The organism is Arthrobacter sp. 01T425 (genome assembly GCF_056398725.1).
Genome location: NZ_JBFTPY010000001.1, coordinates 546,177 through 566,032 on the forward strand (window position 1 = coordinate 546,177; position 19,856 = coordinate 566,032).

The 19,856-nt window shown below is 68.0% G+C and carries 17 protein-coding genes and 1 tRNA gene; 11 read left to right on the plus strand and 7 right to left on the minus strand.

Annotated elements, in window-relative coordinates; genetic code table 11:
• Positions 1–45 precede the first annotated feature (45 nt).
• The 5 genes from AC1DNG_RS02680 to AC1DNG_RS02700 all read left to right on the plus strand — a co-directional run bounded on the left by AC1DNG_RS02680 (position 46) and on the right by AC1DNG_RS02700 (position 3,664).
• Positions 46–128: transfer RNA gene (locus AC1DNG_RS02680), tRNA-Leu, on the plus strand.
• 667 nt (positions 129–795) lie between these two features.
• On the plus strand, positions 796–1,269 hold the full coding sequence (locus AC1DNG_RS02685; protein ID WP_476855882.1) for a hypothetical protein: 474 nt from the start codon (positions 796–798) through the stop codon (positions 1,267–1,269).
• Positions 1,270–1,333: 64 nt separating this feature from the next.
• Positions 1,334–1,819 carry a hypothetical protein gene (locus tag AC1DNG_RS02690; protein WP_476855883.1) on the plus strand — a complete coding sequence of 162 codons (486 nt, stop codon included), beginning with the start codon at positions 1,334–1,336 and terminating at the stop codon, positions 1,817–1,819.
• On the plus strand, positions 1,816–2,781 hold the full coding sequence (locus tag AC1DNG_RS02695) for a hypothetical protein (protein WP_476855884.1): 966 nt from the start codon (positions 1,816–1,818) through the stop codon (positions 2,779–2,781). Before AC1DNG_RS02690 ends, AC1DNG_RS02695 begins: the two co-directional genes overlap by 4 nt.
• A 25-nt stretch (positions 2,782–2,806) precedes the next feature.
• Positions 2,807–3,664 (plus strand): oxygenase MpaB family protein, encoded by an 858-nt coding sequence (locus AC1DNG_RS02700; protein ID WP_476886554.1) that lies wholly within the window; start codon positions 2,807–2,809, stop codon positions 3,662–3,664.
• A 174-nt stretch (positions 3,665–3,838) separates the two neighbouring features.
• Here the strand turns inward: AC1DNG_RS02700 and AC1DNG_RS02705 are convergent, their stop codons facing one another.
• From AC1DNG_RS02705 to AC1DNG_RS02715, 3 genes are all read right to left on the minus strand, one after another.
• The gene (locus AC1DNG_RS02705) at positions 3,839–5,818 is read right to left on the minus strand and encodes an APC family permease (protein ID WP_476886555.1); all 1,980 of its coding nucleotides are present in this window, start codon (positions 5,816–5,818) and stop codon (positions 3,839–3,841) included.
• A gap of 121 nt (positions 5,819–5,939) precedes the next feature.
• Positions 5,940–7,094, minus strand: coding sequence for an AI-2E family transporter (locus AC1DNG_RS02710; protein WP_476858570.1), 1,155 nt, complete (start codon positions 7,092–7,094; stop codon positions 5,940–5,942).
• 30 nt (positions 7,095–7,124) lie between these two features.
• A complete protein-coding gene (locus AC1DNG_RS02715) occupies positions 7,125–8,642 on the minus strand; it encodes a CYTH and CHAD domain-containing protein (protein WP_476886556.1) in 1,518 nt (505 codons plus the stop codon).
• Between the two features lie 240 nt (positions 8,643–8,882).
• Between AC1DNG_RS02715 and AC1DNG_RS02720 the strand changes: the two genes are divergently transcribed.
• On the plus strand, positions 8,883–9,152 hold the full coding sequence (locus tag AC1DNG_RS02720) for a hypothetical protein (protein ID WP_230011455.1): 270 nt from the start codon (positions 8,883–8,885) through the stop codon (positions 9,150–9,152).
• 130 nt (positions 9,153–9,282) lie between these two features.
• Here the strand turns inward: AC1DNG_RS02720 and AC1DNG_RS02725 are convergent, their stop codons facing one another.
• On the minus strand, positions 9,283–10,341 hold the full coding sequence (locus AC1DNG_RS02725; protein WP_476855889.1) for an alkaline phosphatase family protein: 1,059 nt from the start codon (positions 10,339–10,341) through the stop codon (positions 9,283–9,285).
• A 120-nt stretch (positions 10,342–10,461) separates the two neighbouring features.
• Complete coding sequence (gene malQ, locus AC1DNG_RS02730) at positions 10,462–12,705, minus strand: 4-alpha-glucanotransferase (protein ID WP_476886557.1); 2,244 nt, start codon at positions 12,703–12,705, stop codon at positions 10,462–10,464.
• A 155-nt stretch (positions 12,706–12,860) separates the two neighbouring features.
• Here malQ and AC1DNG_RS02735 point away from each other — a divergent pair, with 155 nt between their 5' ends.
• The 5 genes from AC1DNG_RS02735 to AC1DNG_RS02755 all read left to right on the plus strand — a co-directional run bounded on the left by AC1DNG_RS02735 (position 12,861) and on the right by AC1DNG_RS02755 (position 17,500).
• Positions 12,861–13,214 carry a TraR/DksA family transcriptional regulator gene (locus tag AC1DNG_RS02735; protein ID WP_476850934.1) on the plus strand — a complete coding sequence of 118 codons (354 nt, stop codon included), beginning with the start codon at positions 12,861–12,863 and terminating at the stop codon, positions 13,212–13,214.
• Complete coding sequence (locus AC1DNG_RS02740) at positions 13,211–13,999, plus strand: M50 family metallopeptidase (protein WP_476850935.1); 789 nt, start codon at positions 13,211–13,213, stop codon at positions 13,997–13,999. The genes AC1DNG_RS02735 and AC1DNG_RS02740 overlap by 4 nt, the downstream gene beginning before the upstream one ends.
• Before the next feature lie 9 nt (positions 14,000–14,008).
• Positions 14,009–15,076 (plus strand): glutathione S-transferase family protein, encoded by a 1,068-nt coding sequence (locus AC1DNG_RS02745; protein ID WP_476872540.1) that lies wholly within the window; start codon positions 14,009–14,011, stop codon positions 15,074–15,076.
• Positions 15,077–15,129: 53 nt separating this feature from the next.
• The gene (locus AC1DNG_RS02750) at positions 15,130–16,254 is read left to right on the plus strand and encodes a serine hydrolase domain-containing protein (RefSeq protein ID WP_476872541.1); all 1,125 of its coding nucleotides are present in this window, start codon (positions 15,130–15,132) and stop codon (positions 16,252–16,254) included.
• Positions 16,255–16,336: 82 nt separating this feature from the next.
• Positions 16,337–17,500 carry an FUSC family protein gene (locus tag AC1DNG_RS02755; RefSeq protein WP_476850938.1) on the plus strand — a complete coding sequence of 388 codons (1,164 nt, stop codon included), beginning with the start codon at positions 16,337–16,339 and terminating at the stop codon, positions 17,498–17,500.
• Positions 17,501–17,598: 98 nt separating this feature from the next.
• On the opposite strand, the gene AC1DNG_RS02760 is transcribed toward AC1DNG_RS02755, so the two are convergent.
• Both AC1DNG_RS02760 and AC1DNG_RS02765 read right to left on the minus strand, forming a co-directional pair.
• Positions 17,599–18,513 carry a MaoC family dehydratase gene (locus AC1DNG_RS02760; RefSeq protein WP_230009567.1) on the minus strand — a complete coding sequence of 305 codons (915 nt, stop codon included), beginning with the start codon at positions 18,511–18,513 and terminating at the stop codon, positions 17,599–17,601.
• Positions 18,510–19,850: a 3-oxoacyl-ACP reductase gene (locus AC1DNG_RS02765; protein ID WP_476872543.1), complete on the minus strand. Its 1,341-nt coding sequence runs from the start codon at positions 19,848–19,850 to the stop codon at positions 18,510–18,512. The genes AC1DNG_RS02760 and AC1DNG_RS02765 overlap by 4 nt, the downstream gene beginning before the upstream one ends.
• Positions 19,851–19,856: the final 6 nt, after the last annotated feature.

The window sequence follows — 19,856 nt, forward strand, 5'->3', positions numbered from 1 at the left end:
AAAAGCAAAACGCTGAAAGGCGAAACGAACTCGGAATTACCACCTGCGCGGGTGGCGGAATGGCAGACGCGCTAGCTTGAGGTGCTAGTCCTCGAAAGGGGGTGGGGGTTCAAGTCCCCCTCCGCGCACAAGGGAAAACCCCTGGAATCCACGGATTCCAGGGGTTTTTTCTGCTTCCCCGCCGACGGGCCGCAGCTTCGCCCCCGCTGCCGCTGAATACCAATACCCGCTGCCCCGACCCGGAGCCCACCGGACGTGCCCGCCAGAGGATGGCCGCGCAGCGTTCTCGCCCCGTGGCCGCCGGCGTAGAGTCTGCGCAAGAGACTTGCAAGCGGATCGAGGGATGACAAATGACAGTTAGAGGCTGGAACCCGCTGGTGCTTTTGCCCGTCGCGTTCATCGTCGTCTTCGTGGTTTGGGCAGCTCGACGGGCCCGAGGCCGGAAGTCCAAGGACTAACGACCCGCTGGGCCGCTGTGCGCTTGCCGGTACAAGGGTGCTGAGCCGGCGCGGCCAGGCCGACCAAAAGACCGCATCCCTGCCGGCCCCCCAAAAGCTCCTGCAGGAATGCGGCCGTCGTGGCGTCAGCCGGAGCGTGGCTCCCCTGACGGGCAACCCTTAGGCTGCGTGCCTCCACTATGGAGGCGTTACCGGAGGCGTGGCCCGGTACCCCCCGATGCAGAAATAGACATGTCCAATTCTGTTTTCAGAGGGTAATGCAAAATTATTGGACATGTCCAATCGGATGATATTGTCTTCTGGATCCACCCTTCGACCGCAGCAAAGGAGCCCTGTCATGAATGACGCATCAGTCGATTCCGGGCCGGGCGCGGCACTCGCAAGGAAGCTGAACCTTCTCCTTGATTCCTCGGAAGCCGCCGGGAAGAAGATCACCTTCAACGACGTCAGCGCCGCCATGAAGACGGCCGGCACCCCGATCTCCCGCGCCCGCTGGCACTACATGCGCACCGGGTCCGGGCCCGAGGTGAAGAAGACCGAGCTCCTGCAGAACCTCGCAAAGTTTTTCGGCGTGAACCGCGACTACCTGCTGCACGACCAGGACGAACTGCCCCGGAAAGTCGAAGCCCAGCTGGACCTCCTGGCCAGCATGCGGGCCAACAAGGTCCGCAATTTCGCTGCCCGGCAACTCGGCGGCCTGTCACCCGAGACGCTCCTTCAGATCCGGGACCTCATCGACGAGCAGCTGGCGGAGACGAACGTCACTTCTTCCGACACGCCGGGTGCCGGAAAGGCCTCTGAACAGGGCTGATACGCTCCTCCTTGGAGTCGGAGGGACTCCGGCCCCCTATCGGACCATCCCAAGGATCAGCGCCATGGACTACAGCGTCGCCCGAGCGCGGGCCCGGACTGCGGAAGAAGGCCTGCGGCTGCAGGAGCCGGTCTCCATGCGTTCCATCCAGAGCCGCCTGGAGACCGCGAGCGGGCGTCCAATTGTCATCAGGCCGATCGACAACACCCCCACCGACAAGGTCTGTGGCCTGTGGTTCGGCCTGGACGGCCTGGACCTCATCCTCCACGCCAAGTCGGCGTCAGAGGTGCACCGCCAGCAGATCGTCCTGCACGAGTTCGCCCACATGATCCTCCGCCACGAGCAGGAAGTCCTCTCGCACGACTACGCCCAGGTCTTCTTCCCGGACCTCGACCCGGAGCGCGTCGTCTCGGCCCTGAAACGCACCGACTTCGCCGACGAGCTCGAGGTAACGGCCGAACTCCTTGCCGACCGGCTTGCCTCCCGCATCCGCCGCTCCTACCAGCAGCCGGACGCGGAGCCGGGCAACTTCGGGGCGGTCTTCGGATGATGCAGTTCCTCATGGCCGCGGCACTGTTCCTGTTGGCCGGGGCCCGCATTCCCGCCCTGCTTCGCAGCCGGAGCGACCTGGTGTTCTCCTGTGCCGTGTACGGAGGCGTGGGCTCTTTGCTCATGTCCCCGATTGTCTACGTCCCCGTCGATACGGCCCTCGGCGGCATGAACCTGGTCAAACTGGTCCTGAACTCCCTGATGATTATCTCGCTCTGGTATCTGCGCCTCGCCGCATACGCCGCCATCGCCCCGGAAGCCGGCGGCCGCCGGACCTGGTGGACACGGACACTGCCTTTGACGCTCACGCTGAGCCTGCAGACCGCGTTCTTCCTCCTCACAGGACCCACCGTCACGACCACCGCCTGGGGCATCTACGAGGACCGTTTCCCGGCTCTCCTGTTCTCACTGATGCTCACCCTCTTCATCTGTTCGATGAGCGCGGAAATTGCCGTGATCTGCTTCCGCTACGTCCCGCGGATGAGCCGCCCGTTCCGCGTCGGTTTCTCCATGCTGGGCGCCGGCTGCATCATGGGCTTCCTGGTGATGGCCGAGATGTGTCTGTCCTTGTTGGCCCGGCACCTGACATTCCTGGCCGTACTGGTCAGGCCTGGCTTCCCGTACCATCAGCTGGAACTGGTTGCGACCGTCCTGGCCGGCGCCGGGCTCACGATCCCGGCGGTTGCCGGCAGGGCTGCCCGCAAAAACCTGCACCGCCGGAACACCGAAACCCTCGCACGCGTCGAGGCCATCTGGTCCAAGGCGCTGAAGAGCACGTCGCTTGACCGGACCCTTGAGGCCGACCCCCAGGCACCGGTACAGGACAGGCTGCACCGGATGGTTGTCGAAATCCGGGACGCTGAACTCGCTGCGGGCACTTCGGCGACGTTCCTGACCGCGGAGGAGCGCAGCTACCTGCTCTCCGTTGAAGCAAAGCTCCATAACTCCCCCGCCCCGGCATAGCCTGCGACAGCTACAGAAAGCCCCCATGCAACTCCTCACGCACCCGACCCGCCGAACACGCCCGAGCGGTACGGACATGTACGGGATCTACCGGAACATGGTCCTCTTCGATTTCAAGACTGAAATCCATTCGGGCTTCTTCGTCGCCTATTACCGCAACTTCGCCATCCCCTCCACAGCGAGGACCCTGGCGGCGACCGGAGAGATGAAATCCCGGCCGATGAAGCGCTCCTACGACACCGGCATCGTCCTCCACGAGATCATCGCCAACGGGTTCGAGCACGAACGCAGCCAGGCCATGATCAAACTGCTCCGCCGGGTCCACAACGGGGTGTCCGGCACCCCGGACGACTTCGTCTACGTCCTCATGACCTTGCTTGTCCTGCCGCTGCGCTGGACCGAACGTCACGGCTGGCGCCGGTTGACGGAGTTGGAGAAGCGGGCCGCCACGGATTTCTACGCCGAACTGGGCCGGCAGATGGGGCTTGAGGGCATCCCGGCCACCTTCGCGGAGGCGGAACGGTTCCTGGACGAATACGAGGACCGGAACATGGGCCCGAGCCCCGAGGGCTCGATGCTGTTCAATGCGACCGTCGCGGCCTTCGCCAGCCGTATCCCCGCCCTGCTTCGCCGATTCACCCCGACCATCCTGGCGCTGATGATGGACAAACCCCAGGTCGCTGTTGCCCTGGGCCTGAAACCTGCCCCGGCAGTGCTGCGCGTAGCGTTCAACGCGGTGCTGCGGTTCCGCTCCCTCAAGGCCAGGTTGCGTCCCTTGCCGACCGAGCCCATATTTGTGCCGGGAAGGATGAACGTCGTGGCATACCCGGACGGATACACCCTGGACCAGATCGGCCCTTGGGGGAAATCAGCCAACGTCTGAGGCCCGGGCTGCTTACCGCCGTCGACCCTGGGGTGGACCCGACGCACCCGTGACGGGCCTGCGTGCTGACCGAAGACGACGACGCGGACTCCGACTACGCGCGAACAGGCCCGCCGGAACCTGAACTGCTCAAATCCCGGCGGGGCTGTTCGTTGTGGTTAGAGTGCGCTCTGCCTAGCCCACGTGGATGGCGGGCCGGAGTGCCTGGTCGGGCTCGGTCTCGCGGAGGATTTCGCGCACCAGCGGCGCGGTGTCGCCCTCGCCCAGGAACAGGTACCGCATGAGGTGGCCGACGGGGTTGCCCTCGGACCACTCGAAGTAGCACTGGGGCTTCGTGCCGGTCGAGTCGCGCATGGCCAGCAGGACGGCCGCGATCGCGTTCGGCACGGCCGGGGACTCCACCCGCAGGACCCGGTAGCCGTCCACTTCGACGCCTTCGACCCGGAGCGTGTGGCTGAACGCCGAAGGATCGGAGATTTCCACTTCCAGGAAGATGACATCCGCCGGGCCCGGGACGGGGTTCAGCCCGCGCTGTTCGTACTCTTTGTCCGCGTACTCAGCCTTGTCACCGGCTTGGCGCTTGTTGGCGATGACGTTCAGTTGCCCGTCGAAGGCAATCGAATCGGTGATGAACTGCCGGGCTGCCTCGTCGAACTCGATAGTTTCCAGCCGCAGTTCGGTGGTGCGCTGGACCCGGGAGATGAGCGAGACGACGATGATGCCGGCGATGAAGAACGCCGAGATCGCGATGCCGTCGGGCTTTTCGATGACATTGGCGCCCAGCGCGTACAGCAGGACCAGGGTCAGCGCACCGAAGCCGATGGTTCCGGCGCGGCTGTGCCGGCGGATCGCGGAGACGGTCACGGCGACGGCTCCGGATACCATCATGGCCAGGATGCCGGTGGCGTAGGCACCTGCCTGGGCGTTGACGTCGGCGTTGAAGGCGATGGTGATGCCGACGCTCAGCACGGTGTAGACGATGACGACCGGGCGGACGGCCCGGCCCCATTCCGGCGCCATGCCGTAGGCCGGCAGGTACCGGGGCACGATGTTGATGAGCCCGGCCATGGCGGAGGCCCCGGCGAACCAAAGGATCAGGGCGCTGGAAATGTCGTAAACGGTGCCGAACCCGGCGCCGAACAGGTCGTGGGCGAGGAACGCCAGGGCGCGGCCGTTGGCCTGTCCGCCCTCCTCGAACTCCTTGGCCGGGATCATGACCGTGGTGAGGAAGCTGGTGGACATCAGGTAGACGCTCATGATGGCCGCCGCCGTGGTGAGCAGCTTGCGGGTGTTCCTGACCCGGGACGCCATGACCTGCTCGGGGCTGTCGCCGGTGGCCTTGATCAGCGGCATCATCGAGACGCCTGTCTCGAACCCGGACAGGCCCAGGACCAGCAGGGGGAAGGCGATGACGGCGGGCCCGATCAGGTCCATGGGGCCGCCGCCGGCGCTGGCGAGCAGCCGGTCGGTCCAGCCGGCGATCAGGGACGGTTCGGAGAGAACATGGGCGAATCCTGCGGCGACGACCGCGGCGTTCAGGAGCAGGTAGACGGCCACAAGCGGAATGGCGACGCCGACGGCCTCGTTGAAGCCGAGCAGGAACACCCCACCCAGGATCAGCAGCAGGATCACCGTGATGATCACGGCACTGCCTTTCAATCCCGCAGGCACGATCGGGTTTTCGAGCAGGTGCACCGTCGCGTCGGCTCCGGAGAGGGTGATGGTGATGATCCACGAGGTCGCAACGAACCCGAGCAGCAGCAGGACGAAGAACTTGCCGCGCCAGAACGGGAGCAGCTTCTCCAGCATGGCAACCGAGCCCTGCCCGTGCGGGCTCTCCTGCGCGACCCGGCGGTACATGGGCAGCATGCCCAGCAGGGTCAGGGCCACAATGAGCAGGGTTGCCAGCGGCGAGAGGGCACCGGCGGCCAGGGCGGCGATACCGGGAAGGTAGGACAGGGTGGAGAAATAGTCGACGCCGGTCAGGCACATGACTTTCCACCAGGCGTTGGGCTTGTGATCTTCCTCGGCTTCGGGGCCGGCGGGTGCGACCTGGTTGGCCAGTAGCCAGCGGACCAGGGGCTTGTGGTCCGGGCGGTCGGCCTGCTTCAGGTCAACTTGCGCCGGGACGGCGTGGTCAGAAGTGGTCTGCATCGGATCTTTCTGTTGGTGGCCGGGCGTGTGCCGGGCAGGAGCAAGTCCTGGGAACCGGTCAATTGTAGTGCCGGGCCCCCGTTGCCGCGGTCAGCTTCAGGCAGCGTCCGGAACGGCGGGCCTACCGCGGCTCCGGTCCGGGCAGCTCTGGCCCGGGCGGCTCAAGTCCGGCCAGCTCAGGTCCGGCCAGCTCCGGCCCGGGCGGCTCAAGTCCGGGCAGCGGGTCCTTGCCGGTCCATGTCTTCACGACCGTCCACGTGACGGCGGTGATCGGCACGGCCAGCAGCGCGCCGACAATGCCGGCCAGTATGGTGCCCGCCGCCAGGACGAGCAGTATCGCCAGGCCGTGGATGCTGAGGACCCTGCCCATCAGGACCGGCTGCAGGAAGTGGTGTTCGAGCTGGTTCACGCCGATGACCACGGCCACAACAATGAGCGCCTGGACCAGCCCGTTGGAGACCAGCGCGACGACAATGGCCAGGGTTCCTGCGACGGTAGCACCGACGATCGGGATGAATCCGCCGATGAAGATGAACACTCCCAGCGGCAGGGCCAGCGGCACTCCCATGATGGCGAGGGTGATCCCGACGACGAGACCGTCAACCGCGGCCACCATGGCCGTGCCGCGGACATACCCGCCCAGGACGACGGTACTGCGATCCGCCGCCAGCCGTGCCCTGGCGCGGTGGTCGGCCGGCAGCATGCCAATGAGAAAGGCCCGGATTTCGGGACCGTCCTTGAGGAAGAAGAACAGGGTGACGGCCATCAGCACCGCGCCGGTGAAGATTTCCACCGCGGTGCGGGCACCGGTGAGGGCTTCTGCACTGAACGTGCTCGAGGTGAAGAACTCCCGCACCGAGTCCATGACGGCGGTGATCTGTTGGTCGCTGACAGGGACAGGTCCGTGGTTCAGGAATGAGTGCAGTTGCTCGACCCCCGCCGCGGCCCGGGCCGTGAGCTCGCCCCACTGGTTGGAGACCAGAATGACGATGCCGGCGATGACGCTGCCGAAAACGGCGAGAATGGCCACGAACGAGGCAACCACCGCGAGGGCGCGCGGCCAGGCGTGCCCGGTGAGCCAGCGGACCAGCGGGGAGATCGCTGCGGCCAGGATAACGGCGATGAGGACGGGGATGATGACGAGCGGGATGCGGCTGGCGGCCCAGATGATTGCCCACGCGAGGGCGGACACGGCGAGGACCTGCACGGAGCGGATGCTGGCGCGGCCCAGTCCGTCCGACCAGATGGCCGGCATTGCGTTGCGGGGTTCGATCATAGGGGTTCTCCCGGCGTTCGGACGCGGCGGCTAGGCCCAGCGCAGGGGCTTCGGCCTGGACTGTTGCCACGCATCGTAGAACCGCAAGCGGGCTTCGTTGCCGCGCTGCTGCTCGAGGGCGTGCAGGCGCCCGAAGGTAAATCCGCTGCCGGGGGCATCCGCGGCCTGCCCCGCCAGCACCAGTAGGGATTCCCGGGTGACGACGCTGTCCTGGAAGTCTCCGAGGATCTCCTGGATGCCCTCCGCGGCCCGGGCAACGTTCGTTGCTTGAGTGCCGAAAATGGGGGTAGCCGCCTCTGCGGCATAGCGCAGCCGCTTGGCAGCCTTCCGAACTTCATGCAATGCGGCATCCTGCGGTGTCCCGCCTGTGCCGCCGTCAAGGGACCGGACCGCCGCCTTGAGGCGTTTTCGTTCCGCGGAAACGAGCCGGCCAACCGTCCCCGGCGCATCATTGCCTGCCCCGCCGCTCAGCGGAGGTACCGCAAGGAAGGCATCGAGGGCATCGAGGAGGCGGAAGTAGCGGGCGCTGTCCAGCGCCGCCAGTCCGGCGGCAAGGCCCTGTTGCTGGACAGTGCCGAGGTGCTCCTGGATCTGCTGCGCGACTGGCCCGATCAACAGCTCCGCAGGTTCGGCACTGATCATTTGCGTCAGCCGGGCACGGATGACCTCGGCGTCCCTGGCCTGGCCCACGTTGCCGGCGAGCCACTGGAGCTCGCCCCTAAGGAACCTGGTCGACGTCGTATCTGTGAGCGTTCGAAAGGTTGCCAGTGCCGACCGCAGCCGGCGGGCGGCCACCCGGAATTGATGCACGGCATCGGGCGCATTGACCCGGACGCGAGGATCATGCAGCTTCACGGCGCGTATCTGTTGGGATACGTACGAGAGCATGACGTCCGAGGCCGGCCCGCTCGGGCTCGGTTTCGGAACCGTGCCCGGATTCTCCGGATAGTCCGGTCCGAGCGCCCGGGCGAGCTTGGACGGGTGGGTGGCGATGGTGACTCCCTCTGCGGCGCACAGAGCGTCGGCGTCCTGCAGCAGCCGACGGGGGCCGCCGGCGAGTTCCAGTTCCCATTCCCGCCACCGCGACGGTCCCGCGCGGGTTAGCAGGGATTGGGCCTCGACACGGTCGTCACTGAAGTTGGCAAGGATTGCGCCGTCGGCGGCGTACAACCGCGTGACCCTCCGGCTGGTCCGGATGTGTGCAACCGGCATCAGCGCGTGGCAGCGGGTGTGGACGAGCACCAGCTGCCGCAAATTTTCCGGCACGGCATCCTGATCGCCGCCAAGCGGCTCCCGAATCGCCCGGCGCTCCCCCACGGCGACCGGCAGTTTGAGATGCCATCCTGCATCCCGACCGCCTGACCGCCGGCACAGGGTGATCCGTTGCCTGGCCAATGCCAGTGCTTTGGTATCAAAGTAGACGGCGTCCAGCAATTCGTTTACGGGCTGCCCGGCGCGATCTACCCCTGGGATTGATGCCAGTGGCGGGAGGGCGTCGGATTCCGAAGGGCTGTACTTGCGTTCCACCTCGATCGCGTCGGCGGCCATGCTTCATTTTAGGAACTCCCGCACGCGCCGGGCTTGTGCCCAAAGGCCCCTATCGGAGGAGATTGTCACGGGAACCGGGCGCTGGGGACGGGCGGCCGCCCAGTTCAGGGCGGCGGCCCTCCGTAAGGCACACAGACGCGCGGTATGAGGCTGGAAAAATGACTTGCCCGGGCATGCGGCGGCGAGTAACTTTCGGAGCAGTGGGCCGGCGGACCGCTGGCCCCCTGCGAGAGGACCGCCATGCCAACCATAATCGGCCACCACGATGTCAAGGACAAGGATCATTGGCTTGCCTCGCCGAAGCGCGAAGAGGTGTTCGGCCCACTGGGGATCACCAACATTCGTACGTTCGTCAACCCCGAGAACCCGACGCAAGTCGCAGTGATGATGGATGTCCCTGACGTGGATGCCCTCATGGCCGCGATGCAAAATGACGTAATGGGCGAGGCGATGGCCTACGACGGCGTACTGCCCGAGACCCTGGTCTTCCTCGTCGAGGCCAAGCCCTAGCTTCACCCGGGCGGACACCGCCGGCGGTGCAGGCGGATGTGGCGAAGCTCCGGTCAAATAGCGGTTGACCGGAGCTTCGGGTCCATTATGGGCAGTGGTTCCTGTGTATTGGCCGGGAATAGGCTGACCGCTAGTGGTTCAGCAATTCACCCATGAGCGGCGCATTGCGGACATCATCGGTCAGGGGGCTCAGCCCCCACACGTCCTCGATGGTGTGCAGCAAGGAATAGTGCGAGTAGGCGGCATTGGATGTGAAGTGCTTCCGCGCTGCCGGGCCGGCAAAAACCGTAGCCACCCGGTTGTCGTCTTTGCTGCCTTCATCCCACGTGATCACCAGCAGGGAGTTCTGCGTCGTGAAGGCCGGGGATCCCAGGATCCTGGGCACTTCGCGGGCGAGCCAGTCATCTCCGGTACCGATGGAGCAGTCGTGGGTGTCGTTGCACATGTCCGGGCTGATGAAAGAGTAGTCCGGCAGGGTCGACGGCGACTGCAGGTCCTGCCCCAGCCGGTCATACGGAACAACATGGTCCGAGCAGGAGGCCACGTCGTCCGTCACGGCAGGGTAATACATGAACGGATTATGCTTCACCGCATACCGGCGGGAGTCATGCGCGGCGCAGGGCGCGGGCATGCCCTCGGCGTACATTTTCCAGGTCCGTCCGGATTGGGTGATCTCATCGGCGATCGAGCGCACATCGGCGGTGCACGAGTCCGGTTTGCAGTCGCTGGTGATCCCCGCGCTGGTTCCGCTCGTGAGGGCGAGATAGTTGGGCAGGCTCGGGTGGGTGATGGCCCGGTAGTTGGCGGCCACGGAGAATTCCGCCGCAAGCTTGTTGAAGTAGCCCGCTTCGCTGGCGCCCATGATCTGCGAGGCCGCCTTGTTCTCCTGGACGATGACCACAATGTGCGCGATTCCGCCGCTGGCCTGCCCGCCCGGAGCGGGGTGCGGGGCCGGCTGCGCGAAATACGGGGATGGTGGTGGGGTCGCGGCGGGCGTGTCCTGGCCGGGGGACGTGGGCGGCGATTCGGTCCCCGCCGGCCCGGCAGGCAGGGACCCGGCCGGTGGGGACTCGGCAGATGGGGGCTGCGAAGGCGGGCCGGCCTGGAGGGGCTGCACCGACGTGCACCCCGCCAGCAGCATCGCCAGCGCCCATCCGCCGGCCAGGGAGAGTCGGCCGATCCGCGTCATCGGTCCATGCTAGCGGCCGGTATTGGTGCGGCCAATGCTGTTCGCATTCCCGGCCTCAGGCCAGGCTCAGGTCAAGAAGCTGCCCGCGCCCGGTCCACGGTCCGGCTCCCCCGTGTCCGGTCACCCTCCGGGATGCAGCGCGCCGCGGACGGTGCCCAGCAGGGACAGGAACCGCTCGTTGTCCGGCAGGTCGTCTATCAGCACCACACCCTCGGGAGCGGCCAGCGGAATGCGCCAGTTCGGGTATTCGGTGCTGGTGCCCGGCTGGTTCTGGGTCCGGGTCTCCCCCACGGCGTCGACCAGTGCCACCCCCAGCAGCGCTGACGGGGCCAGCGCCGTGTAGGCGTACAGCGCCTCAACCGTGGTCCGGACGTCCGTGCCGTTTTCCGCCAGCAGGCCGCGTGCCCGGACCCGGGCCAGCACGGCCTCCTGCTCGGCCGCGGCCTCGGCGCGTTCTTCCGCCACTGGCCGCCGCAACAGCCCGAGCGATTCGCGCAAGGTGACGTGTTCACCGGCGAGGTAGCCCGCCGTCGGGGGCAGATCGTGGGTGTTGACGCTGGTCAGGCACTGCTCGCGGTAGTGTTCCGGCGGAATCGGGCCATCGGCGTCGTGTTCGAACCAGAGGATCGACGTGCCGAATATCCCCCGCTCGGCCAGGTAGCCGCGGACCCACGGCTCGAACACCCCGAGGTCTTCGCCAATCACGATCGCCCCGGCCCGTTGCGCCTCGAGGGCAAGGATACCGATGAGCGCCTCGTGGTCGTAGTGCACATACGTGCCGCTCTCCGGCCCCCCGCCCTCGGGGATCCACCACAACCGGAACAGGCCGAGGATGTGGTCCACCCGGATGCCGCCGGCGTGCCGCAGCACGGTACGGAGCATGTCCCGGTAGGCGGCATAGCCGGATTCGGCGAGCCGGCCCGGATGCCATGGCGGCTGCGACCAGTTCTGGCCCAGCTGGTTGAACATGTCCGGAGGCGCACCAACGCTCACGCCCCGGGCAAGAACGCCGGAGAGGGTCCAGGCGTCGGCACCGCCGGGTTTTACCCCGACAGCCAGGTCATGGACGACGCCGATCCCCATCCCCGCCTGGCGTGCCGAACGCTGGGCCGCCTCGAGCTGCTGGTCGCAGAGCCACTGCAGCCAGCAGTGGAATTCGATCCGGGCTGCCAGCCTCGGCCGCTGCTCGACACAGTAGGGCGACGCCGGGGATGCCGCCGCTCCGGCCCATTCCGGCGCCGACGGCGGCAGCTCTTCGGCGAGCGCAGACCACAGCGCAAAGTCCTCGAGCCCCTGCCCCTGCTCTGCGCAGAAGTCGGCGAACTGCCGGGTGCGGGCCGGCCCGCGGCGGACCGCAAACACGCGTTCCAGGGCCGCGAGCTTTGCCGCGTAGCTGGCGTTGCGGTCCAGGAGGTCCGGGGAACGGTTGGCCGCCTGCAGGCCGTCGGCCAGGCGTGCCACCTCGGCCCGGCCGGCTGCGTCCAGGTAACCGTATTCCGGGATTTCCTCCACCCGCAGGTAGAGCGGGTTGAAAAAGCGCCGCGTGGTGGGCAGGTACGGGGAGTCCTCGACCGGCGGCACTGGTTCGGCGGCATGCAGCGGATTGACCAGCACAAAGCCGGCCCCCTGCTCTCCGGCAACCTCGGCGAGGTCCCCGAGATCGGCGAAGTCGCCAATCCCCCAGGACCGGGAGGACCGCACGGAGTACAGCTGGGCCGTCAGTCCCCAGGTGCGGCGTTCCTTGAGCAGGGCCGAGGCGCGGAGCCGGTCTGGCGTAACAACCAGCGGACACTGCGCCGCCGTGCCCGCGGCGTCGGCTCTCAAGGTGTGCCAGCCGAGACCGAGGCCGCCGGGTATGGCGAACGTGGCACGTCCCGTGAGAACGCCGTCGACGTCGACCGGCTGGTCCCAGTTCTCCCGCTGGGCGGCCTCATAGCTGCTTCCGTCCTCGGCGTCGATCCAGACGCGGACCTCGCTTCCGTGCGGGACGTGGACCTCGACGTGGGACTCCTGTCCCTCCCTCACTACAAGGACCGGGGGCAGGATGCGCCGCCAGGGTGCCAGCCGGGACTCGGCCAGGGAGCGTTGCTGTTCCTGGGGCCCGTTGGCGGGGACTCCGAGGGCCGCCAGCACGTCCTGCAGGGTCCCGGCGGCCACGGAACGCTGCACTCCGTCCCAGCCCCAGTAGCTGGTGTCGACGCCATAGGCTGCGGCGAGTTCGCGCAGGAGCGCGTCGGCCGTATCAGCGTCCCCGGTCTGCCCGGGACTCCCGGGGGCCGCGGCGTTGCCGGCGTCTGCAGGATGATCGGGGTTTGGACGGTCCTCGGGGTTTGCGGGGGTCTCGGGGTGCGTCTGGTCCACCATGCGCCCACTCTAGACGCTGCCCCCACCGCCCGCGCTCTTTCCGTGGATGTGGGAATCATCTACCAGTTCGTTGAGTCCTTGGCCGGCTCCCGGCGCGGACGGCTCCTTCGGCCCGTTTAGGCGCCCCCGCAGCGGCCGCGCTAGCCTTGAAGCCTATGGTTGACGTCGAACGGTTCCGGATCCTCCTGCGCGAGGAACGTGACCGGAAGCTTGCCCTCCTGCCCGCCCTCCGCCGGGACATCACCTCGGTCAATGCCGCCCGCCTCGACTCCAACGTCGACGACGAACACGACCCCGAGGGCACAACGATCGCCTTCGAACTATCCCAGGCCTCCGCGCTCCTGGAACAGAGCAGGGCTTCCCTGCTGCAGATCGATGCCGCTCTCGCGCGGATGGACGAGGGCACCTACGGAATCTGCGCTGTATGCGCCACCCCGATCCCCGAGGACCGGCTGGAGGCCAGGCCCTGGACCGCGTACTGCATCGCGCATGCCTCGGGCAGGGCATGACCCCGCCCGGCCTGCTGGGGGAACCGAACCTGGCCCTGACATGGTGGGAGCGGATCGTTGCCGGATTCACCCACGCCCCCAGCCCGCATGTGAGCAGTATTGAGCTCGTTGCGGTGGTCCTGCTGGCAGTGGCCGTCTCCCTGCCCCGCCTGTCCTGGCGCTACTTTGGCCTGCTCGCCACCGTGACCCACGAACTCGGCCACGCGTTTGCCGCCCTTACCACCGGCCAGCGGCTCGGAGGCATCCGGCTGGGCCTGGACCACTCCGGCACCACCACGACGTACAGCAGGAGCCGCCTCTCCGCCGCCTGGTCGACGTTCTGGGGCTACCCCGTGCCGGCCGTCGTCGGGGCGGCGATGGTCTGGTGCGGTTTCAACGGCTGGGGGCCGGCCGCGATGTCGGTGGGCACGCTCATCCTCCTGGCATCCTTCCTGTTCCTCCGCAACGGCGTGGGCCTCCTCATCACCGCCGCCGCCGTACTGGCCTCGGCGCTCCTGGTGCTGTTCGTGCCGCCGGTATTCAACGGCCACGTGATGATCGTGCTGGGCCTGGCGCTACTGGTCGCTGCCGTCAGGGACCTCGGCAAACTGGCCAACGTCCATTTGCGGCACCGGGACAGGCTCCCGACGTCGGACGCCTATCTGCTGGCCCGGGCCACCTCCATCCCCGCCGCGGTGTGGATTGCCCTCTTCGCCGTGGTTGTGGCCGGGGCATGGTGGTTTGCCTGGCAGCCGATGGCGCCCGTGTTCACGGCCGCGTTCGGGCCGTTCCCTTCCCGGCCTTAGGCTGGGACCATGAGCCTGAGTACCCACACCGACGATCCGGGATTCAGCACCAAGGGCGCGTATGTGACCGGCGGCGAGGAATTCACCCGGGATACCAACTACATTGAGGACCGGATCACCCGGGACGGTGCCACGGGCGCCCACGGCGAACCCGGCTGGCCCGTGGAACCTGGCCGCTACCGCCTCATCGCAGCGCGCGCCTGCCCGTGGGCCAACCGCACGGTGATCGTGCGCCGGCTCCTCGGCCTGGAGGCGGTCATCTCGCTCGGCCAGCCCGGCCCCACCCACGACGCCCGGTCCTGGACGTTCGACCTCGATCCGGACGGCTTGGATCCGGTCCTCGGCGTCGAACGCATCCAGGACGCCTACTTCCGCCGCTTCCCCGACTACCCCCGCGGGATCACCGTCCCGGCGATCGTGGACGTCCCCAGCGGGCAGGTAGTCACCAACAATTTCCCCCAGATCACGCTCGACTTTTCCACGGAGTGGACCCAGTACCACCGCGCCGGCGCGCCGGAGCTGTACCCGGAGCACCTGAGGGAAGAAATAGACGCCGTCAACAAGCGTGTCTTCACCGAGGTGAACAACGGCGTCTACCGCTGCGGCTTTGCCGGTTCCCAGGAGGCCTACAACGCCGCCTACGATCGGCTCTGGACGGCCCTGGACTGGCTCGAGGAACGCCTGGCGGGCCAGCGGTACCTGGTCGGCGACACGATCACGGAGGCCGACGTCCGGCTCTTCACCACACTGGCCCGCTTCGACGCCGTCTACCACGGGCACTTCAAGTGCAACCGGCAAAAGCTCAGCGAAATGCCGGTGCTGTGGGCCTATGCACGGGACCTCTTCCAGACCCCCGGCTTCGGCGACACCACCGACTTTGTGCAGATCAAGCAGCACTACTACATCGTGCATGAGGACATCAACCCCACCGGAATCGTCCCGCGCGGGCCGGAACTGGGCAGCTGGCTCACCGGGCACGGCCGCGAAGAACTCGGCGGCCGGCCGTTCGGCGACGGCACACCCCCGGGACCGGTCCGGGCCGGCGAAGAGGTTGCCCCGGGACACGGCGCAGCCTGAAGCCGCCGGCGCCCGGGACGGCCGTTAGGGTGTTGGTCATGAATATGGGGTCCATGGAACACGCAGCGCAGTCCCTCTCGGCCGGCTTTGCCACCCGGGAATTCGCCGAGGTGCGTGAGCTCTTCGACTCCTTCCTTTCCGAGGACCAGGACTACAGCGCGCAATTGGCCGTCTACCGTTTGGGAACGAAGGTGGTGGACCTCCGCGGCGGCCCGGGGTTCGCTGCCGGCGACATCACGGGCACGTACTCGTGTTCCAAGGGCGCCGCCGCCATGGTCATCGCCGTGCTCGTCCAGGACAACCTTCTCGATCTGGACCGGACCGTCGCGTCCTATTGGCCGGAGTTCGGCGTCCACGGCAAGGGCCTGCTCACCGTCCGGCAGGCGCTGTCCCACCAGGCCGGGCTGCCCGGCGTCGCCGGCGGGTTCGCCCTGGCCGACTTCACCAAACCCGAGGCGGCCCGCTGTCTCGCGGCCTCAGCGCCGCTGTGGCGGCCGGGCACGGCTTTCGGCTATCACGCCCTGACCATCGGGATCCTCATGGAGGAACTCTGCCGCCGCACCGCCGGAGTGCCGCTCCAGCGGCTCTACGACGAGCGTATCCGCCGCCCGCGGGGCATCGACTTCTTCCTGGGCCTGCCCGAGGACCAGGAACCGCGGTACCGCGAGGTGCTCTACGACCCTGACCCGGCCCAGCCGTGGCTGGACCCGCTCAGCCTCGACGGCCTGAACAGCAACGCGCCGGTCAGCACCATCATGGAACTGCCCAACCACCGCGTCGTCCGTGCCGCGGGAATGAGCAGCGCCGGCGGCGTGGGCTCGGCCGACGGACTGGCCAGACTCTACGCCGCCGCCACGACCGGGGTGGACGGCGGTCCCGCGTTCCTGAGCCCGGCCACCATCGAACTCATGGCCGCTGAGCAGGTGTGGGGACTGGACCGGTGCTCCGGGCAGGACAACGCCTTTGCCGTCGTGTTCATGAAACCCCAGCCGGGGCGGAACTTCGGCAGCCACCTGGCCTTCGGACACGAGGGCGCCAACGCGGCCCTCGGCTTCGCGGATCCCGGTTACGGGCTCGGATTCGGGTACGTGCCGCGCCGCAGCGAAGAAGGCCGGACCAGCGGCCGGGCCCAGCGGTTGTCCGCGGCAGTGCGGCGGGCCGCCCGCGCCGCGTCCTGACCGGCCCCCTGCAGGCTCCTGCGGCGCCGCAGCAGGTTCGTCCATTTGTAGCAGCAACCACGCGGCCCTAGGGTGAGCCGGGATGGTCACTCCAGAAAAGACAACAGACAAGCCGCCCTCCTGGCTGCGCATACGGGCCCATGGCGCGGCCAGCGGCGTCGCGGCGGCGCTCGTGTGGCCGCGGCTCCAGCTGGCTCTGAAGGCGGCGCTGGCAGCGGGCATTGCTTTCGCGATCGCGCCCTTCATGCCGGGCTCCGCCGCTGACTACCCCTACTACGCCCCGCTCGGCGCCCTGGTGGCCATGTACGAGAACGTTGCCGGTTCCATGCGCCAGGGCCTGCAGGCGCTGGTCGGTCTGGCGATCGGGGTGGGACTGGCGTTCATGCTTTTCAGCCTCGGCTCGCCGTCGCCGTGGACGGTCGCGGTGGTCATGGGACTGGGCGTTATCCTCGCCGGCCTGCCCAAGATCGGTTCGGGCCGGGACTGGATCCCGACGGCGGCCCTGCTGGTACTGCTGGTGGGCGGCCACAACCCGGACTCGTTCTCGTTCGGGTACCTTTTCCAGATGGCGGTCGGCGTCACGGTGGGCATCGTCGTGAATCTGTTGGTCTTCCCGCCGCTGCATTTCCGGGCCGCGGCCCTGAGCATCGTGGAATTGCGCCAGGCGCTCGCCCAGCAGCTCTGGGACATGGGCAAGGCGCTCAAGGAGAGCTGGCCGCCGGAGCATGTTGACTGGTCCCGGCGCTCGGAAGCGCTCGCGGCGCACGCCCGCTCAGTGCGGCTCGCCGTCGAGAAAGCTGACGCCAGCCGCCGGGCCAATCCCCGCCGCCGGCTGCATCCGCGCGACATCACCCTCGACTACCGCAACCTGCGGGACCTGGAGCGGCTCACATTCCACGTCCAGGACGTCACCCAGGTGCTCTCCGACGTCATCTGGGCCGAGGACACCCCGTTCGTGATTCCGGACGAATACGCGGCACCCCTCGGTGACGCCATGTCCGCCGTCGGCGACGTGCTGCGAGCCACGGAGGAGGACAACCCGGATCGCCAGGCCGAGCTGGCCCGCACCGCCGACGCGGCGATCAACGAGCTCACCGCCAGGCTTGGCTCGGTGCCGCACACCCACGACGCCCCCAGCGCGGTGGAATCCATTCTCTTGAGCATGCACCGCATGCTGCGGGTGGCGAAGCCCGGCCGGCCGGAAGAGCAACCGGCGGACCCGTCCGAAACCCCGTCCGCAACCTAGGCAACCGGCAGGCACAACGACGGCGGCTCCCGCCGGGGTAACCCCACAGCGGATGCCGCCGTCGGACTGTCTGTCCTGCCCGGCTATGGCAGTACCGGTTAGTCCAGCGCGGCGACCGATCCGCTGAAGTGCCGGCGACCGGACAGCGGGTTCCACGCCACGTAGTCCGAACGCCGCCAGCCGCCGCCCTCGGTCTGGACGGTGCTGATGTCCAGCGCCACCCGGGCGGGCAGGAACACGGGCGCCTCGAAGGCCACCTCCCAGCTGAACGCGTCGCCTTTGACGGCACCGACGTCGGCCAGTGCCCGCGACGCGAGGTACATGCCGTGGGCAAGGGACCGCCGCTGCCCGAGGGCCTTGGCGGTCAGGACGCTCAGGTGGATGGGGTTGAAGTCTCCGGAGACAGCCGCGTAGGCACGCCCGGTATCGACGCCCAGCTGCCACAGGGCCGTGGGATCCGGCACGGAGAACGGCGACGGCGGCACGGCCACCGAGGCCTTGTCGATCCCCGGGAGGAACACCCCCTTGGCCAGGTAGGTCGAAACCCCGCGCCAGAGGACCTCTTCCTGCCCGGCGGCGCGCACCTCCGCGACGACATCGAGCTGCGTACCGGCGCGGTGCCCCCGCAGGTTCTCCACGCGGGTCCGGATGTCCAGGGCCTCCGTGAACAGGACCGGCCCGGACTGCACCACCCTGTTCGTCAGGTGGATCATGCCCAGCAGGGGCAGCGGGAAATCGTCCCGGTTCATCACGCTCATGGCCAGCGGAAAGGCCAGGGCATGAATGAAGCCCGCAGGCAGGATATCGCTCGCGGTCTCGCCGATCAGGTGCTGATACGCCGTCAGATTGGCGACGTCGGCCCGCATGCCACGGACCTCGTGGATGTAGGCGGGCAGTTCGGTGCCGCCGTGGGTGCCCAGGACCCGGCGTCGTGCCGCGGCGGCGGCCGCGTTCACGTAGAGCTTGGACAGGGCGGGCATCTCGCCCAGGATGACGGTCTGGAAACCGTTCATGCGCCGACCAGGTTCTGCCCGCAGACGCGCAGCACCTCCCCGGAAATCCCGCCCGCGGCGTCGCTGGCCAGGAACGCGATGGCCTCGGCGACGTCGCCCGGCCGGCCGCCCTGCTGCAGGGAGTTGAGCCGGCGCGCCACTTCGCGAGTGGCGAACGGGATCTTGGCAGTCATCTCGGTTTCAATGAACCCCGGAGCCACGGCGTTGATGGAGCCGCCGCGCTCGCCGATGAGAGACGCCGTGGCGCGGACCATGCCGATCACGCCGGCCTTGGACGCGGCATAGTTGGTCTGGCCGCGGTTTCCGGCGATCCCGCTGGTGGAGGCCACGGACACGATCCGGGGCGAGTCCTGGAAGTGCTCCGAGGCCAGGAGGGCCTCATTGATCCGCAGCTGCGCGGCGATGTTGACGGCGAGCACGGAGTTCCAGCGGCCAGCGTCCATGTTGGCCAGGAGCTTGTCCCGGGTGATCCCTGCGTTGTGGATCATGATGTCCAGCCGGCCGTGCCGTGCCGCGGCGTGGCCGATGATCCGCTGGCCGGCGTCGTCGCGGCTGATGTCCAGCTGCAGGGCCGTCCCATGGACCTCGTTGGCCACTGCCGCCAGATGCTCTCCCGCAGCCGGAATGTCGACGAGGATGAGCGTGGCGCCGTCGCGGTACAGGGTGCGGGCAATCGCGGCCCCGATGCCGCGCGCGGCGCCGGTCACCACGGCCACCTTGCCGGCCAGCGGCTTCTCGACGTCGTCGGGCAGCTGGCCGGCGCCGGAGCTGACGGTCAGGAACTGCCCGTCCACGAACGCCGAGCGGCCCGAGAGGAAGAACCTCACCGCCCCCAGTGTTGCCGGGCTCGTGGTCCGGGCGCCGTCGGCGAGCAGGATGCCGTTGCCGGTGGCGCCGGCACGGAGTTCCTTCGCCAAAGACCGCAGCAGACCGTCCACGCCCTGCCTGGCAGCCGCCGTTGCCGGTTCCGTGGCCGAGCCCGCCGTGCGGGACACGGTGATGACTCGGGCGTTCGGGGCGAGGTCACGCAGCGACGCGGCGGCGGTGAGGACCGGTTTCTCAAGATCGCCCGGGTGGGCCAGCTCGTCCAGCACCAGGATGATGGCGCCGAGCTTCTCCTTGGGTATCGCGTGGCGACGGACATCGAGGTTCCAGTCCAGCAGGGTGGCGGCGAGCTCGTCGGCGCCGCCGGTTGATCCCTGGACCAGGACCGGTCCGTCGATGAGGCGGCGGCCGGGCTCGTGCCGCCGGAGGACCACTGGCTGCGGGAGGCCGAGACGCTTGGCGAGGTCTTTGCCGAGTCCGTGGCTGACCAGCCGGGTGTACTTGTCGCTCATCCGGTT

What these genes read in the sequence shown, in the direction of transcription:
- AC1DNG_RS02685 (WP_476855882.1), top strand. Translation starts at nt 796, where the DNA reads ATGAATGACGCATCAGTCGATTCCGGGCCGGGCGCGGCACTCGCAAGG.
- AC1DNG_RS02690 (WP_476855883.1), top strand. Translation starts at nt 1,334, where the DNA reads ATGGACTACAGCGTCGCCCGAGCGCGGGCCCGGACTGCGGAAGAAGGC.
- AC1DNG_RS02695 (WP_476855884.1), top strand. Translation starts at nt 1,816, where the DNA reads ATGATGCAGTTCCTCATGGCCGCGGCACTGTTCCTGTTGGCCGGGGCC.
- AC1DNG_RS02700 (WP_476886554.1), top strand. Translation starts at nt 2,807, where the DNA reads ATGCAACTCCTCACGCACCCGACCCGCCGAACACGCCCGAGCGGTACG.
- AC1DNG_RS02705 (WP_476886555.1), bottom strand. Translation starts at nt 5,818, where the DNA reads ATGCAGACCACTTCTGACCACGCCGTCCCGGCGCAAGTTGACCTGAAG.
- AC1DNG_RS02710 (WP_476858570.1), bottom strand. Translation starts at nt 7,094, where the DNA reads ATGATCGAACCCCGCAACGCAATGCCGGCCATCTGGTCGGACGGACTG.
- AC1DNG_RS02715 (WP_476886556.1), bottom strand. Translation starts at nt 8,642, where the DNA reads ATGGCCGCCGACGCGATCGAGGTGGAACGCAAGTACAGCCCTTCGGAA.
- AC1DNG_RS02720 (WP_230011455.1), top strand. Translation starts at nt 8,883, where the DNA reads ATGCCAACCATAATCGGCCACCACGATGTCAAGGACAAGGATCATTGG.
- AC1DNG_RS02725 (WP_476855889.1), bottom strand. Translation starts at nt 10,341, where the DNA reads ATGACGCGGATCGGCCGACTCTCCCTGGCCGGCGGATGGGCGCTGGCG.
- malQ (WP_476886557.1), bottom strand. Translation starts at nt 12,705, where the DNA reads ATGGTGGACCAGACGCACCCCGAGACCCCCGCAAACCCCGAGGACCGT.
- AC1DNG_RS02735 (WP_476850934.1), top strand. Translation starts at nt 12,861, where the DNA reads ATGGTTGACGTCGAACGGTTCCGGATCCTCCTGCGCGAGGAACGTGAC.
- AC1DNG_RS02740 (WP_476850935.1), top strand. Translation starts at nt 13,211, where the DNA reads ATGACCCCGCCCGGCCTGCTGGGGGAACCGAACCTGGCCCTGACATGG.
- AC1DNG_RS02745 (WP_476872540.1), top strand. Translation starts at nt 14,009, where the DNA reads ATGAGCCTGAGTACCCACACCGACGATCCGGGATTCAGCACCAAGGGC.
- AC1DNG_RS02750 (WP_476872541.1), top strand. Translation starts at nt 15,130, where the DNA reads ATGGAACACGCAGCGCAGTCCCTCTCGGCCGGCTTTGCCACCCGGGAA.
- AC1DNG_RS02755 (WP_476850938.1), top strand. Translation starts at nt 16,337, where the DNA reads ATGGTCACTCCAGAAAAGACAACAGACAAGCCGCCCTCCTGGCTGCGC.
- AC1DNG_RS02760 (WP_230009567.1), bottom strand. Translation starts at nt 18,513, where the DNA reads ATGAACGGTTTCCAGACCGTCATCCTGGGCGAGATGCCCGCCCTGTCC.
- AC1DNG_RS02765 (WP_476872543.1), bottom strand. Translation starts at nt 19,850, where the DNA reads ATGAGCGACAAGTACACCCGGCTGGTCAGCCACGGACTCGGCAAAGAC.